At 65.2% G+C, this 15630-nt stretch carries 14 protein-coding genes and 1 pseudogene; 12 read left to right on the top strand and 3 right to left on the bottom strand.

Features of this window, described 5'->3' with window-relative positions; translation table 11 throughout:
- Positions 1–99 precede the first annotated feature (99 nt).
- From AC0L3P_RS01840 to AC0L3P_RS01860, 5 genes are all read left to right on the top strand, one after another.
- A complete protein-coding gene (locus AC0L3P_RS01840; RefSeq protein WP_007603046.1) occupies positions 100–1131 on the top strand; it encodes a DNA-directed RNA polymerase subunit alpha in 1032 nt (343 codons plus the stop codon).
- Positions 1132–1300: 169 nt separating this feature from the next.
- Positions 1301–1717 carry a 50S ribosomal protein L17 gene (gene rplQ / locus AC0L3P_RS01845; RefSeq protein WP_275168098.1) on the top strand — a complete coding sequence of 139 codons (417 nt, stop codon included), beginning with the start codon at positions 1301–1303 and terminating at the stop codon, positions 1715–1717.
- 160 nt (positions 1718–1877) lie between these two features.
- The gene (locus tag AC0L3P_RS01850; RefSeq protein ID WP_473300856.1) at positions 1878–2666 is read left to right on the top strand and encodes an SDR family NAD(P)-dependent oxidoreductase; all 789 of its coding nucleotides are present in this window, start codon (positions 1878–1880) and stop codon (positions 2664–2666) included.
- Positions 2667–2675: 9 nt separating this feature from the next.
- Entirely contained in the window at positions 2676–2972 is a 297-nt protein-coding gene (locus AC0L3P_RS01855; protein ID WP_473300857.1) for a DUF1330 domain-containing protein, read from the top strand.
- Between the two features lie 56 nt (positions 2973–3028).
- A complete protein-coding gene (locus tag AC0L3P_RS01860) occupies positions 3029–4357 on the top strand; it encodes a chloride channel protein (RefSeq protein WP_473300858.1) in 1329 nt (442 codons plus the stop codon).
- Positions 4358–4360: 3 nt separating this feature from the next.
- Here AC0L3P_RS01860 and AC0L3P_RS01865 read toward each other — a convergent pair.
- Positions 4361–5373 (bottom strand): annotated as a pseudogene (locus tag AC0L3P_RS01865) (zinc-binding alcohol dehydrogenase family protein).
- Positions 5374–5455: 82 nt separating this feature from the next.
- On the bottom strand, positions 5456–7069 hold the full coding sequence (locus AC0L3P_RS01870; RefSeq protein ID WP_473300859.1) for an OprO/OprP family phosphate-selective porin: 1614 nt from the start codon (positions 7067–7069) through the stop codon (positions 5456–5458).
- A gap of 311 nt (positions 7070–7380) precedes the next feature.
- Here AC0L3P_RS01870 and AC0L3P_RS01875 point away from each other — a divergent pair, with 311 nt between their 5' ends.
- Genes AC0L3P_RS01875 through AC0L3P_RS01885 form a run of 3 tightly spaced genes read left to right on the top strand, consistent with a single transcriptional unit; the run spans position 7381 to position 11385 of the window.
- Complete coding sequence (locus tag AC0L3P_RS01875; RefSeq protein WP_354058722.1) at positions 7381–8787, top strand: DegQ family serine endoprotease; 1407 nt, start codon at positions 7381–7383, stop codon at positions 8785–8787.
- The gene (locus AC0L3P_RS01880) at positions 8784–10115 is read left to right on the top strand and encodes a replication-associated recombination protein A (protein WP_473300860.1); all 1332 of its coding nucleotides are present in this window, start codon (positions 8784–8786) and stop codon (positions 10113–10115) included. The genes AC0L3P_RS01875 and AC0L3P_RS01880 overlap by 4 nt, the downstream gene beginning before the upstream one ends.
- Before the next feature lie 55 nt (positions 10116–10170).
- Entirely contained in the window at positions 10171–11385 is a 1215-nt protein-coding gene (locus AC0L3P_RS01885; RefSeq protein WP_275168088.1) for an RluA family pseudouridine synthase, read from the top strand.
- Positions 11386–11436: 51 nt separating this feature from the next.
- Here the strand turns inward: AC0L3P_RS01885 and AC0L3P_RS01890 are convergent, their stop codons facing one another.
- Positions 11437–11883: a hypothetical protein gene (locus AC0L3P_RS01890; RefSeq protein WP_473300861.1), complete on the bottom strand. Its 447-nt coding sequence runs from the start codon at positions 11881–11883 to the stop codon at positions 11437–11439.
- 74 nt (positions 11884–11957) lie between these two features.
- Here AC0L3P_RS01890 and AC0L3P_RS01895 point away from each other — a divergent pair, with 74 nt between their 5' ends.
- The 4 genes from AC0L3P_RS01895 to AC0L3P_RS01910 all read left to right on the top strand — a co-directional run bounded on the left by AC0L3P_RS01895 (position 11958) and on the right by AC0L3P_RS01910 (position 15618).
- Entirely contained in the window at positions 11958–12752 is a 795-nt protein-coding gene (locus tag AC0L3P_RS01895; protein ID WP_473300862.1) for an ATP12 family chaperone protein, read from the top strand.
- A 57-nt stretch (positions 12753–12809) separates the two neighbouring features.
- The gene (gene fliK, locus AC0L3P_RS01900; protein WP_473300863.1) at positions 12810–14414 is read left to right on the top strand and encodes a flagellar hook-length control protein FliK; all 1605 of its coding nucleotides are present in this window, start codon (positions 12810–12812) and stop codon (positions 14412–14414) included.
- Positions 14411–14671 carry an EscU/YscU/HrcU family type III secretion system export apparatus switch protein gene (locus AC0L3P_RS01905; protein ID WP_473300864.1) on the top strand — a complete coding sequence of 87 codons (261 nt, stop codon included), beginning with the start codon at positions 14411–14413 and terminating at the stop codon, positions 14669–14671. Before fliK ends, AC0L3P_RS01905 begins: the two co-directional genes overlap by 4 nt.
- Positions 14672–14799: 128 nt before the next feature.
- Complete coding sequence (locus AC0L3P_RS01910) at positions 14800–15618, top strand: penicillin-binding transpeptidase domain-containing protein (protein ID WP_275168083.1); 819 nt, start codon at positions 14800–14802, stop codon at positions 15616–15618.
- The last annotated feature ends 12 nt before the right edge of the window (positions 15619–15630 follow it).

A 15630-nucleotide genomic window follows, 5' to 3' on the forward strand; every position in this document is an offset into this window, starting at 1 on the left:
GGCGCATTGGCGCCCGCAATGATTTTTTGCAAAGCCGTGGAAATGATCTGCGGCCTTTCTCCAACGCCAGTGCCTGCAACAGCAGTCTGACTGGCCTGTATGGGTGAAACAGTGACGATCCAGAAAAATTGGCAAGAACTGATTCGGCCGAACAAGCTGCAGGTACAGCCCGGCAGCGATCCGACCCGTTTCGCGACCATCGTCGCCGAACCGCTCGAGCGCGGCTTCGGCCAGACGCTCGGCAACGCGCTGCGCCGCATCCTGCTGTCCTCGCTCCAGGGCGCGGCGGTGCAGTCGGTGCATATCGACGGCGTGCTGCACGAGTTCTCCTCGATCGCGGGCGTCCGTGAGGACGTCACCGACATCGTGCTCAACATCAAGGACATCTCGATCAAGATGCAGGGCGAGGGCCCCAAGCGCATGGTCGTCAAGAAGTCCGGCCCGGGCGTCGTCACCGCCGGCGACATCCAGACCGTGGGCGACGTCGTCGTGCTCAATCCCGACCTGCAGATCTGCACGCTCGACGAGGGCGCCGAGATCCGCATGGAGTTCACCGTCGCAACCGGCAAGGGCTACGTTCCCGCCGAGCGCAACCGCCCCGAGGACGCGCCGATCGGCCTGATCCCGGTCGACAGCCTGTACTCGCCGGTCCGCAAGGTCTCCTACAAGGTCGAGAACACCCGCGAGGGCCAGATCCTCGACTACGACAAGCTGACCATGACAATCGAGACCAACGGCGCGCTGACGCCGGATGATTCCGTGGCCTACGCCGCGCGCATCCTGCAGGATCAGCTCAACGTGTTCGTCAATTTCGAAGAGCCGCGCAAGGAAGTCGCCCAGGAGATCATCCCGGACCTCGCCTTCAACCCGGCCTTCCTCAAGAAGGTGGACGAGCTCGAGCTGTCGGTGCGTTCGGCCAATTGCTTGAAGAACGACAACATCGTCTACATCGGCGACCTCGTGCAGAAGAGCGAAGCGGAAATGCTCCGCACTCCGAACTTCGGCCGCAAGTCGCTGAACGAGATCAAGGAAGTGCTGGCCCAGATGGGTCTGCACCTCGGCATGGAAGTGCCGGGCTGGCCGCCGGAGAACATCGACGAGCTCGCCAAGCGCTTCGAGGATCACTACTAGGACTTCGTCGTTCCGGGGCGATGCGCGAGCATCGAACCCGGAACCTCGAGATTCCGGGTTCGGCTCTGCGAGCCGCCCCGGAATGACTAACTGGGGCGAACGCAGGCGGCCCACCTGAGCAACATGTCCGACGAACCGTCGCGGCAGTTTCAACGTAAGGAATAGATAAATGCGTCACGGCAAGGTTCATCGTAAGCTCAACCGCACCGCCGAGCATCGCCGCGCGATGTTCGCCAACATGTGCGCCGCGCTGATCAAGCACGAGCAGATCGTCACCACGCTGCCGAAGGCGAAGGAATTGCGTCCGATCGTCGAGAAGCTGATTACCCTCGGCAAGAAGGGCGGGCTTGCCATGCGCCGCCAGGCCATCTCCGAGATGCGCGACAAGGATCAGGTCCGGAAGCTGTTCGACACGCTCGCGCCCCGCTACAAGGATCGCCAGGGCGGCTACACCCGCATCATCAAGGCCGGCTTCCGCTACGGCGACAACGCCGCGATGGCCGTGATCGAGTTCGTCGATCGTGACGTCGATGCCAAGGGCCAGGACTCCGGTCCGGTGCAGGAAAAGGAAGCCGAGGCAGCGTAAGCCGACCGGCAGAGAGTTTTCAGAAAGCGGCGCCTTCGGGCGCCGCTTTTTTATTGGCTGTCCTCGTTCGTTACGTCCCGTTCCTCACGCGTCGGTGAGTACCGATTGCTATCGTGCCGGTAGCGCCCAATATCTCCGTCAGCATCAACGGAGATCACGCATGAACATCGACCTTTCCGGAAAGACCGCCCTCGTCACCGGCTCGACCGCCGGTATCGGCCACGCCATCGCCAAGGGCCTTGCCGGCTCGGGTGCGAGCGTCGTGATCAACGGACGCGGCCAGGACAAGGTCGATGCGGCCGTGCGCAAGCTGGAGGGAGCGGGGGCCAAGGTCCGCGGCATCGCCGCCGATGTCTCGACCGCTGCCGGCTGCAAGGCGCTGGCCGCGGCGCTGCCAGACGTCGACATCCTCATCAACAATGCCGGCATCTTCGAGCCGAAAGACTTTTTCGACATTCCGGACGAGGACTGGAGCCGCTTCTTCGAGGTCAACGTGATGAGCGGCGTGCGTCTCTCGCGCGCGTATATGAAGGGCATGCTCAAGCGCAACTGGGGCCGAGTTGTCTTCATCTCCTCGGAATCCGGGCTCAACATCCCGGTCGAGATGATCCACTATGGAATGAGCAAGACGGCCCAGCTCTCGGTCGCGCGGGGCCTGGCGCAGCTCACACGCGGCACCGGCGTCACGGTCAATTCCGTGCTGCCGGGCCCGACGATGTCGGAAGGCGTCGAGACCTTCGTCAAGGATCTTGCCAAGCAGAACGGCCAGTCGGTCGATGAGGCCGCGGCCAATTTCGTCAAACAGCATCGCCCAAGCTCGCTGCTCCAGCGCTTCGCCAGCGTCGACGAAATCGCCAACATGGTGGTTTATGCGGCTTCGAAGGAAGCTTCCGCTACCAACGGCGCGGCGTTGCGTGCCGAGGGCGGCATCGTCAACACGATTGCCTGAGATCAGCTCATGCCGGCCTATGTGATCTCGGAGGTCGAGGCGCGCGATCAGGCCGCGATGGAGGCCTATCGCGGCTTGGCGGCGCAAACCATCGCGCAATATGGCGGCCGCTACCTCGCGCGCGGCGGTGCCGCTGAGGTGGTGGAGGGCGGCCCGGCGCCCAAGACCATCATCATCGTAGAGTTTCCCTCGATAGAACGCGCGCGCGAATGGTACGCGTCGCCGGAATATGCGGCGGCGCTCAAGCTGCGGCGGACCGCGCTGGAGCGGCGGTTGATGTTCGTCGAAGGCGTGGTTCCAGTCTAGCTGGTCTGCTCGCTTGCCCCTTCAATTCGCGACGTGACCGGCTAAAACACCGGCTGATGCTCTGGCCCCTGTCGACCCGCCATAAACGCCTGTTCAGGCTGACATCCGCGCGATGGCAGCGGCGGGCAATCTTCGTGCTCGGTGGGATCGGGGTTGGCGCCGCGGCGGTGGCGCTGGCGCAACTCGCCGATCTCGCCCAGCACGCCTTTGCGCTGCTGTTGGCCCAGTCCCGGTACGCCGTGCTCGCGGTGACACCTCTCGGCTTCATGCTCTCGGCCTATCTAACTACCCGGCTGTTCCCGAACGCACAGGGCAGCGGCATTCCTCAGGCGATCGCCGCACGGCATCTGACCGACCAGACGGCGCGCGAGAGCCTGGTCTCGATCCGAATCGCGATCGGCAAGGTGATCCTCACCTTGTTCGGTCTGCTGTGCGGTGGCTCGGTCGGCCGGGAAGGACCGAGCGTTCAAGTCGGCGCTTCCATCATGTTCGCGCTCGGACGCGTCTCGCCACGCCGCCAGCCCGGATTGATCCTGGCCGGCGCGGCCGCCGGCGTCGCGGCCGCCTTCAACACGCCGCTGGCAGGGATCGTCTTCGGCATCGAGGAGATGAGCCGGGCTTTCGAGACGCGTACCAGCAGTCTCATCATCGCGGCGGTGATCGCGGCCGGCCTGACCTCGCTCGCGCTGATGGGCAACTACGCCTATTTCGGCAGCAGTGCGATGTCGCTGGCCCCCGGTGCCAACTGGCTGGCGGTTCCGGTGTGCGGCGTGGTCGGCGGTTTGGCCGGCGGCCTCTTCAGCCGCATCGTCATCGTGATGGCGCGCGGCTTGGCCCATCCTTTCGGACGCGCGGTGAAGGGCCACCCTCTGTGGTTCGCGCTTGCGTGCGGATTGGCGGTCGCGATCTGCGGCATCGTCTCCGGCGATACGATCTATGGCACAGGCTACCAGCAGGTAAAGACGGCCCTGGAGCAGGGCGCACCGCTGCCGCAGGACTTCGGCATCCTCAAGCTTCTCGCCACCACCTTCGCGGCGATCAGTGGCATACCCGGCGGAATTTTTTCGCCGTCACTCGCTGTTGGAGCCGGCCTCGGCAGCAATATCGCATCCTTCTTCCACGACGCGCCCCTCGGTGCGATCATGTTGCTCGGCATGGTCTCCTATTTTTCCGGTGTGGTGCAGGCGCCGATCACCGCTTTCGTCATCGTGACCGAGATGACCGACAACCACGCCATGGTGGTGCCGTTGATGGCCGCCGCACTGATTGCGCACGCCACATCGCGGATGATCTGCGAGGAAGGGATCTACCACGCGCTCGCCAAGGGCTTTATCGAGCGGGCGACGCGTCCACCGGAGACGAATGCGGCGCCCGCTTCGCGCTAAGACCTACCACCCCTCCAGCACGATTTTGCCGCGCGACTTGCCGCTCTCGAGCAGCGCGTGCGCGCGCTTGAGATTGGCCGCATTGATCGTGCCAAAGGTCTGGTCGAGCGTGGTACGCAAGACGCCCTTGTCGATGAGGTCGGCGACGTCGTTCAGCAGATGATGCTGCGCGATCATGTCGGCGGTCTGGAACGAGGAGCGCGTGAACATCGATTCCCAGTGCACCGAGATCGCCTTGCCCTTGAACGTGCTCATGGTGAACTCCGGGGGATCGTCGATCAGACCGAACCGCCCCTGTGGCGCCATCAACTCGGCAATGCTCTTGTAGTGCTGGTCGGTGAAGGTGAGGCTCGCCACCAGCGCGACGGGCGGCAGCTTGAGCTTCTCGATCTGCTCCTTCATCGGCTTGCCGTGGTCAATCACCGCATGCGCGCCGAGATCGAGGCACCATTTTTGCGATTCCGGCCGCGTCGCGGTCGCGACCACCGTCAGCCCGGTGAGGCGGCGGGCGAGCTGGATCAGGATCGAGCCGACGCCGCCGGCGCCGCCCGTGATCAAGAGCGTGCGCGGATCGACGCTCTTGCCGGGCGCGGCACCGAGCCGGTCGAACAGCAATTCCCACGCGGTGATGGAGGTGAGGGGAAGGGCGGCTGCCTGCGCGAACGACAGGCTCTTCGGCTTGTTGCCGACGATACGCTCGTCAACCAGATGGAATTCGGAATTGGTGCCCTGGCGCAGGATCGAGCCGGCGTAAAATACCTCGTCGCCCGGCTTGAACAACGTGACGTCGGGACCGACGGCTTCGATCACGCCGGCCGCGTCATAGCCCAAAATCTTCGTTTCCCCTCGGGCGGGGCGGCGCGCTTGCGCACCTTGTAGTCGACCGGATTGGCCGAGATCGCCTTCACGGCCACGCGGATATCACGGCCTTTGGGTTCGGGCTTAGCGGTCTCGAAATCGAACAGCGCGTCCTGTTCCTCGATCGGAAGCGACTTCTTGTAACCAACGGCCTTCATGGTTTGTCTCCTTCAGATAGCGGCGTTGCAGATGCGGGGTCCCGGGTCCGCGTTTTGCGCGCCCCGGGACGACAGGCGAGACCTAGAACGCGAACTGCGTCCGCATCGCGACCGCATCGAACTTCGAGCCGACATCGGCGGTCGAGATCGGCGAGGCCTGCCTCGACACCGTGCCATGCAAATAGTCCAGCATGAAACGGACGTTGCCGTTGACGTACCAGTTCAGCGCCGCCGTGTAGACGGTCTGCCGGCCGCCCGCGATGCCGGTGGCGCTCCCGAGCTGGTCGTTGAGATCGATCGTGGAGAAGCGTCCCGCGATTTCCCACGCGCCCCAGCCGCCGCCCTCGAGCGAGAACGGATGCGCCGGCTTGACGCCGCCATAGGCCGCATTGGCCGCATTATAGCTGCGGCCCTCGCCTGTCAGCACGTAGCCGGCCTGCGCGTAGCCGCCCTGGAATTTGAGGCTCGGCGCACCCAGCGGCGGCAGGCCGGTATTGGCGCTCCGATCGATGTTGTACCAGAAATACTCGCCTTGCAGGATCAGCGGTCCATAGGTGGCGGCCGCTTCGACGCTGTAGACCTGCGCGCCGGAGGCATTGGCGATCGCGCCGGTCGTAGCCAGCGCCGTGGGATCGATGCGCAGTTCCGGGCGGTCGCTGAGTGTCACCGTCTGTGCGCCCATCACCATGTTGCGCGACGGCTGGATCAGCCATTCGGCGTTTCCGCCAAGATGCAGCGAGTAATCCTTGCCGCTGACGACCTGGCCGGCAACGCGGGCGACGGCGCCATACTGCTCGGAAGCACCGTTCGGTGCTACGCTCGACGCCGAATGGATCGCGCCGGTCGAGGGTCCCGTGACATAGCCGCCGATCCAGAGCTGGTCGTTGTACCAGCGCGTGCCGATCGCCGAACGGAAGTCGCCCGCAGCGATGCTGGTGGCGACGATGCCGGCCGAGGCGCGCTCCATGAACATGATGTCATTGGAGCTCGTGGCCTCATCGAGAGTGTAGGGCAGGTCCATGATGCCGCCTTCGATGGCCATCTTGCCGCCGAATGGCTTCAAGCCGGTGTAGCTGAGATAGGCGTTCTCGATGCCGGAGACGCCGCCGCCGGGCAGCGAACCCGGAGCTGCGCCGCCAAACCCGTCGGAGGAGCCGCCGAAGTCGTAGACCAGCGCGAAATTCCAGTCGTGGAAGAACTTGCCGGCGAGACCGATGCGCGCGCGGCGGACATTCTCGCCGCTGTCGAGCTTTTGCGGCACGGTTGCCGCCGTGTTGGGCCGATAGTCGTAGCCGCCGACATCCCAATGCACGCGGCCTGTGATCCCGACGCAGTTTGCCCCATCGGCAGTGCAGATGGTCGGCCGGTTAGTCGGCATCGTCACGACGACGCCGGATGCGGGCGCCGGTCCCTTGAGCGGGATCGCCGCGTTGGCGTTGGCGACCGCGGCCTTCGCTTCGGAACGCGCTTCGGCTTTCGCCTCCGCCTTGGCTTCGGTCCTGGCCTTTGCCGCAGCGGCAGTGTTCGCGGCGGTCTGGCTCTGGAGTTTGTCGAGCTTCTGCTCCAGCATCTTCAACTGCTGCTTCAGGAGCGCGATCTCCTGGTCGCTGCTGCTCGCCGATTGGGCCTGGGCCTGCGAAGCTGCCAGTGCGGCGGCGAGACCAATCGCCGTGGCTGCAATTCTTGTCCTGCTCACGTCATGACTCCATCGTTTGACGAACTTCCCCAAGTCGCTGCCGGAGAGCCTAGATATGATCGATGACTGCCCCGCGACGCTGCGCTCGGTTGCGCGGTTCCCACTGGTGTAAATTCGTCGCAACCGAATCCGCCTTGCACCACCATGCAAGATGACGCACATCATGCCAATGCACAGCCCCGCCAAATTGCCATTTGGCACGCAGAGCTTGCAGGCCGGACACACCAAAAGGGGGGCGAATATGCCGCTGGGCGCCCTTCTATTGGGGGGCGAACGCGCCTATATTCCGGCGTCTTTTCCAAGAGGTAGGAATGTTTCGATCGACCTGGACCGCCGTCGTCACGGCGCTGTGCATAGCCTTTTCGGCCAACGTCAATCCGGCCGCCGCGCAAGACCGCCGAGTGCCGTCCTCGCCCGCCGAACTGCGGCTGTCCTATGCGCCGATCGTGCAGCGGGTGCAGCCGGCAGTCGTCAACGTCTATGCCGCCAAGGTGGTGCAGAACCGCAATCCGCTGCTCGACGACCCGATCTTCCGCCGCTTCTTCGGCGTGCCCGGCCAGCAGCAGGAGCAGGTGCAGCGCTCACTTGGTTCGGGCGTGATCGTCGATGCGTCCGGGCTCGTCGTCACCAACGTCCATGTCATCGAAGGCGCCGACCAGGTCAAGGTCTCGTTGTCGGACAAACGTGAGTTCGAGGCCGAGATCGTGCTGAAGGACTCTCGCAGCGATCTCGCGGTGCTGCGTCTGAAGGACACCAAGGAGAAGTTTCCGGCTCTCGAATTCACCAATTCGGACGAGCTGCTGGTCGGCGACGTCGTGATGGCGATCGGCAATCCCTTCGGCGTCGGCCAGACCGTGACCCACGGCATCATCTCGGCCCTGGCGCGCACGCAGGTCGGTATCACCGACTACCAGTTTTTCATCCAGACCGACGCGGCGATCAATCCCGGCAATTCCGGCGGCGCGCTGGTCGACATGAACGGCCGGCTCGCGGGCATCAACACCGCGATTTATTCGCGCTCCGGCGGCTCGCAGGGCATCGGCTTCGCGATCCCCGCCAACATGGTGCGCGTCGTCGTCGCCTCCGCCAAGGGCGGCGGCAAGGCGGTAAAGCGGCCCTGGCTCGGCGCGAAGCTGCAGGCGGTGACGCCGGAGATCGCCGAGAGCCTCGGCCTGCGTTCGCCGACCGGTGCGCTGGTCGCAAGCGTCGTTCCGAACGGACCGGCGGCCAAGGCCGGGCTGAAATCCTCCGACCTGATCGTCTCGATCGACGGCCAGACCGTGGATGATCCCAACGCCTTCGACTATCGCTTCGCCACACGGCCGCTCGGCGGCACGGCGCAGATCGACGTGCAGCGCGGCGGCAAGCCGGTCAAGCTGACGGTGGCGCTGGACGCCGCGCCGGATACCGGCCGCAACGAGCTCGTCATCACCGCGCGCTCGCCTCTGCAAGGCGCGAAGGTCTCGACCATCACCCCGGCGCTCGCCGACGAACTGCATCTGGACGCCGACACCGAAGGCGTCGTGGTCACTGATCTTGGCGGCGACAGCGCGGCCGCGAATGTCGGCTTCCAGAAGGGCGACGTCATCCTGGCGGTCAACAACCAAAAGATCAGCAAGACCAGCGATCTCGAAAAGGCGGCGGCCGAGCGCCAGCGCATCTGGCGCATCACGCTGGTGCGCGGCGGCCAGCAGATCAACGTCACGCTGGGCGGATGAGTCCGAAGCGACCACAGGAGACGCCAACCCTCTTCGCCGCGGCGGGGCTGGATCACGAAGCTCCGCATCCGCTGCCGGATCGGCTGCGACCGCGGGCGCTCTCGGAGGTCGTCGGCCAGGATCACATCCTGGGTCCCGACGGCGCGCTGACGCGCATGCTGGAGACGCGCACGCTGGGCTCGCTGGTGTTCTGGGGCCCGCCCGGCACCGGCAAGACCACGGTCGCGAGGCTGCTCGCGGACGCCACCGATCTGCATTTCGAGCAGATCTCCGCGGTGTTCTCCGGCGTCGCCGATTTGAAGAAGGCCTTTGAGGCCGCGCGTGCACGCCGCGAGATGGGCAAGGGCACGCTGCTGTTCGTCGACGAGGTGCATCGCTTCAACCGCGCCCAGCAGGATTCGTTTCTGCCCGTCATGGAAGACGGCACGGTGGTGATGGTCGGCGCTACCACCGAAAATCCGTCCTTCGAGCTCAATGCGGCGCTTCTGTCCCGGGCGCGCGTGCTGGTGTTTCGCTCGCTCGACGCGGCCGCGATCGAAAAGCTGTTTGCGCACGCCGAGGAGGTCGAGGGCCGCAAGCTGCCGCTCGACGAGGAAGCGCGGGCGGTGCTGGTGCGCATGGCCGATGGCGACGGCCGCGCATCGCTGACGCTCGTCGAGGAAGTCTGGCGCGCCGCGCGCAAGGACGAGATTTTCGACGCCGCGCAGTTGCAGGAGATTTTGCAGCGCCGCGCGCCGATCTACGACAAGTCGGCCGACGGCCATTACAATTTGATCTCGGCGCTGCACAAGTCGGTGCGGGGCTCTGATCCCGATGCCGCGCTGTATTATCTCGCGCGCATGCTCGATGCCGGCGAGGATCCGCTGTTTCTGGCCCGTCGCGTCGTGCGCATGGCGGTCGAGGATATCGGGCTTGCCGATCCGCAGGCGCTGGTCATCGCCAACGCGGCCAAGGACGCCTTCGACTTCCTCGGTCATCCCGAAGGCGAGCTTGCGATCGGGCAGGCGGTGGTCTATCTCGCCACCGCACCGAAATCGAATGCCGTCTACACCGCCTTCGGCAAGGCGATGCAGGTCGCAAAGCAGGCCGGCTCGCTGCTGCCGCCGAAACACATCCTGAATTCCCCGACCAAGCTGATGAAGTCGGAAGGCTACGGCGCATCTTACGAATACGACCACGACGCCCCCGACGCCTTCTCCGGCCAGGATTACTTCCCGGAAGCCCTGGGCCGCCAGACCTTCTACGACCCGCCCGACCGCGGGTTCGAGAGGGAGATCAGGAAGCGGCTGGATTATTGGGCCAAGTTGCGGAAGGAGCGGGGCGGCTGAAGCCAAATCGCCATTTCGCCGTGACGTGAGGCCGCTTTTGAGCTAGGCAGGCACCATGAGCCGCCGCATCAAAAGAACCGATCCAAAGCCCCGTTCGCGCGATGAGCGCAAGGAGGCGCGCCCGTTCAAGGCGCGCAGCGCGAAGCCTGCTGGGCTGCGGCCGGGCGGCAAGCCGGGCACGAAGCCGCCGCGCTTTGCCAGCGAGCGCGTCGAGCGGCGCGCGCCCAAAGCCGAACCGGAAAAGGCTGCACCGGCAAAGCCCGTCGAGGCATTGCTGCCGACCAAGGTGCAGACCGTCAAGGTGACAGCCGACGAGAACAACATGCGCGTCGATCGCTTCCTTGAAGCGCACTTTCCCGGCCTGTCGTTCTCCCACATCCAGCGCGTCGTTCGCAAAGGCGAACTGCGCGTCGACGGCAAGCGCGTCGACAGCAAGGATCGCCTGGAGGAGGGCCAGAGCGTTCGCATTCCGCCGCTGAAGCTCGACACGCCGAAGGCGCCCAACCCGCAGTCGGAGGCGGCGCAAAAGACGCTTGCCGCGCTGAAGGAGATGACGATCTACGAGGACGACGACGTTCTCGTGCTGAACAAGCCGGCCGGACTTGCAGTGCAGGGCGGCTCGGGCATGACGCGGCACATCGATCAGATGCTGGAGGTGATGCGCGATTCCAAGGGCCAGAAGCCGCGCCTCGTGCACCGCATCGACAGGGAGACGTCAGGCTGTCTCCTGGTCGCCAAGACCCGCTTTGCCGCCTCGCATCTGACCGGCGCGTTCCGTTCGCGGTCGGCGCGAAAGACCTATTGGGCGCTGGTGCCGGGGCTACCGAAGCCGAAGCAGGGCCGCATCTCGACATTTCTCGCCAAGGAGGAGAGCGAGGACGACACCATCATGCGCATCGCCCAGCATGGCGACGAGGGCGCAAGCCACGCGGTAACGTACTATGCGGTGGTCGAGACCGCCGGCAACAAGCTGACCTGGGTGTCGCTGAAGCCGGTGACGGGGCGCACCCACCAGCTGCGCGCCCACATGGAACATATCGGTCACCCCATCGTCGGCGATCCCAAATATTTCAACATCGAGAATTGGCAACTGCCGGGCGGCCTGCAAAACCGGCTGCATCTGCTGGCGCGCCGCATCGTCATTCCGCATCCGCGCGGCGGCTTCATCGACGCCACCGCGCCGCTGCCGCAGCACATGCAGCAGTCGTGGAACCTGCTCGGGCTCGATGCAAGCCGGTTTGATCCGATCGAGAACGCGCCGGAAGAGTAGTTGAGTTTGCGATCGGGTTGCTTCGCTGCGCCCCGAAATAATGAAGCCCGCTCAATTCCGAAACTGCTCCAGAAACATACGCAGGCTATCGTGCGGGCTCTCGACATCCGTGATCAACCAGCCCTCGGGCCCGCTGACCAGGATGAAATTTAAGGTCACCGGCCGGCCGCGGTTGTCAAAATTCGCCGCGACATAGGTCTTGTCGTATTGCCTGCGAATGACCGCGATGGCGACGGGGCCGAGTTTCCAGCTCGGGCTCTGCACCAGAAAATCGTAGGGCGCGACCTGCGGCGCGGACCACACCTTGCGCAAGGAAGGGTCGAAGAATTGCCGGGCGGTGGCGGCATCCCGCGGCAGGCCTTTTGAGAGCTCCGGCGCGCCTTGGCCGTAATGAGCGTAGACGTTGCGGACCACCGATTCCGGAGTCCGAAAGCCGGCCTGCGCCGCGGCCGACCAAAACCCGGCTAGCAGAGCCACAATGCCCGCAAGTTCCCTCATACCTGCCGCCCGCTTTATCGGTCGCCGCTCTTACCTTACAAGCCTAGCATTGAGTGATCAGGGCCGAAAACCAGATGCGCGAATTGTTCGATGAAGTTGCGGGGCGATCCCCACTCGATCCGCAAGAGGCGGTCCGCCAGGCCTCGCGTGTGCCGTTGCGCAAGCGCTTCTACAAGGAGGTGGGGGTGGCCGAGGCCGAAGGCGGCTTCGCCATCACACTCGATGGCAAGGCGATCCGCACGCCCTCTGGCCGCCAGGTGGTGATCCCTTCGCGCGCGCTAGCCGATGCAGTCGCCACGGAATGGGCGGATCAGAAAGAGACGATCAATCCCATGACCATGCCGCTGACGCGGATCGCCAACAGCGTGGTCGAGGGTGTCGTCGACCGCGTCGATCTCGTCACGGAAGACCTCGCAAAATACCTCCAGTCCGATCTGCTGTTCTACCGCGCCGGCCATCCCGAGGGACTTGTCGCCCGGGAGGCCGCGCATTGGGATCCCGTGCTGTTCTGGGCCGCGGAGACCCTGGGCGCGCATTTCATCCTGTCCGAAGGCGTCATGCATGTGACGCAGCCGGAGGAGGCTGTTCGGGCGGCGCGTGCGGCGCTGCCGGGGGATGCCTGGTCGGTCGCCGCCCTCCACGTGATCACCACGCTCACCGGCTCGGCTCTGCTGGCGCTGGCGCTAGCCCATGGCGTACGGGACGCCGACCAGGTCTGGGCGGCGGCTTATGTCGACGAGGACTGGAACGCCGAGAAATGGGGCGTGGACGAGGAAGCGGCCGGCCGCCGCGCCGCCCGCCTGCGGGATTTCGAGGCTGCCGTGGCGGTTTTGAACGCCGTGAGACCGCCCGCGGCCAAGGGTCCTTAACGAGAGGTTTACGAGGGCGGCCTTAGGGTAGGACCTGCGCTCCCCGGGCCCCTCGCGATGCCGACGCCGATAAGCTCGATTCTTCCCGTCAGTGCCGCCAGCCCTGTTGCTGACGCGGCGACGCCCGATCTTGTGCTGCAGGCCGGCAGCGTCGTCGACGCCAGAGTGGTCAGCGTGCTCGCCGATAATCTGGTGCGGATCGCGATCGCCAACCTCTCGATGGATGTGATGTCCGAGGTGGCGCTGACACCAGGACAAAATCTTCAGCTTGCGGTGTCGCAGAACGGCGGCACCATCCGGCTCGCCGTCATGGGCGGAGCAGGCGAGGCGGCCGCCGATCAGGTCACGCTGACGCCTGCTGCGGCCTCGCTGGTTGACAGCCCCTCGCTTGCTCCGTCGGCGAGCGCGGGACGCAACGTGCTGACGCCATCGGAGCAGGTCGCCGTTACCGCAGCTTCGGCCGAGGCGGTCACAAAACAGGGCAGCCAGGCGCCGCTGTTCGCCAATCTGGCCGCGGTGGTCACCGGCAGCGATCTTCCGGCGGGGCTGAAGCAGGCGGTGCTGGGCGTGCTGGCGCAGCAGACGCCGCTCAACACCGGGCTCGATGGCGGCGACGTCGAATCCGCTTTCCAGAGATCCGGGCTGCTCCTAGAGGCCTCGCTCGCCGCAGGCGCGACGCCGTCCTCCGCCACGATGCCGGATTTGAAAGCCGCGCTTCTGGTGCTGCGGCAGACGCTGGCAACGCTCGAGACGGCGCCACAGACGCAAGGTGCCACCCTTCCAGCTGGTACCGTGGCGACACCGCAGGTCCCTGCCGCGCAGACGCAGGCTGCAAAGGCCGCCTTGCCCGCAACCGAACCCGGGATGGCCCAATCACCGCAAATGCCGCGCAGCGCCAATCTCGCGGCCGCTGTGCTGGCGGACATAGCTGGCGGTGCTCCGCAGGCTGCGATGCCGCGAACCATATCTGCGGGCCTTGCCGCGAGCCTCCTGCAAGAGATCACGCAAAACCTGCCGCGCATGATGGGCAATTTGCCGGGCTCGAACAAAGCCGTGCCCGACGGACATATTTTCGAAGCCGCCGCGCGCGCGACGCCACCGCCGGTTCGCGGCGCGTTGCCGTCGCCGCAAGCGATCGCCTCGCCGTCACTCGTACCGGATACTCCGCTCGCTGCGACCGTGCATCGGTTGCTCGATGATACCGATGCCGCGATCGCGCGCCAGACCTTGCTCCAGGTCGCTTCGCTCCCCGATCGCACCGATGCCAGCGGTCACAGGATCGATCCGACCGTGGTGCAGTGGAATTTCGAGATTCCATTCGCGACGCCGCAGGGCACGGCAATGGCGCAGTTCGAGATCTCGCGCGACGGCGGCAATGAATCCGCCGATCCCGCCGGGCGCGCCTGGCGCGCGCGCTTCACACTCAGTGTCGAGCCGGCCGGCCCCGTGCACGCTTTGATTACTCTGAACGGCGACACGACCTTCGTGCGGATGTGGGCGGAGCGGCCGGCGACCGCACAGCAGCTGCGCGCCGGAATCGGTGAGCTCAACCAAGCCCTGACCAGGGCCGAGCTCAAGCCCGGCGACATCCTGGTTCGCGATGGCACCCCGCCACAGCCCGCACCGGCCCGCGCCGGCCACTTCCTGGATCGCGCCACATGAGCGACCCGTTGAAGCTTGCGATTGCGCTCCATTATGAGAAGGGCAGCAACGCGCCTGTCGTCGTCGCCAAGGGCAAGGGCACGATCGGCGAAAAGATCGTCGAGATCGCCAAGGCCAACGACATCCCGATCGAGGAGAACGAGATCCTGGCCGGCGCGCTCTCCAAGGTCGAGCTCGGCGAGGAGATCCCGCCCGACCTCTACAAGGCCGTCGCCGAAGTGCTGGTGTTCGTGCTGCGGCTGTCGGGTCGGCGGTAGAGCATGATCCGCAAAAGTGTGCAGCGGTTTTTCGAAGAGATCATGCTAAAGAAATAACCTGTCATCGTTTCACCACGATAGCGGCTGCATGGTCGGGGCCTTCTTCATCGCGTAAACGGACACCGCCAGTGCTCACCCGCCGTTCGACTCTCGGTCTTCTCGCCGCAACCGCGATCCTGCCGTCGCGCGCACTCGCCCATGTCGCGCCGCCGCGAAATGAAATCCGTGACAGCCTCGCAAAGCGCTTCACCGACCTCGGCACGGCCGGGACGTTCGTCGGCTACAAGGTCGAGGATTATCTGGTCATCGCGAGCGACAAGGAACGTTCGGGCGAGGCGAAGCTGCCGGCTTCGACCTTCAAGATACCGAACTCGCTGATCGCGCTCGAAACTGGCGTCGTCGCCGATCCCGACAAGGACGTATTTCCCTGGGATGGCGTGAAGCGTCCGATCGAGGCCTGGAACAAGGATCACACGCTGCGCAGCGCGATTCTCGTGAGCGCGGTACCGGTCTATCAGGAGATCGCGCGTCGGATCGGACAGGAGCGCATGCAAAAATACGTCGATCTGTTCGACTACGGCAATCGCGACATCGGCGGCGGCATCGACCAGTTCTGGCTCACCGGCGCCTTGCGCATCGATCCGGTCGAGCAGGTCGATTTCGTTGACAGGCTGCGCCGCCGCGCACTGCCAATCTCCAAACGCAGCCAGGATCTCGTCGCTGACATCCTGCCGGTGACCAAGGTCGGCGATAGCGTCATTCGCGCCAAGTCAGGGCTGCTTGGCGCCGAGCGCGGCGAGCCGTCGCTTGGCTGGATGGTGGGCTGGGCGGAGAAGGGCGAAGCACACACCGTGTTCGCGCTCAATATGGACTGCAAGGAGCCGCGTCTGGTCGGCGAGCGCATGCCGCTGACGCAAGCCTGCCTTGCCGAGATCGGCGCGATCTAGCGCTACCAAGCC

This window comes from Bradyrhizobium sp. WSM4874 (genome assembly GCF_055811835.1).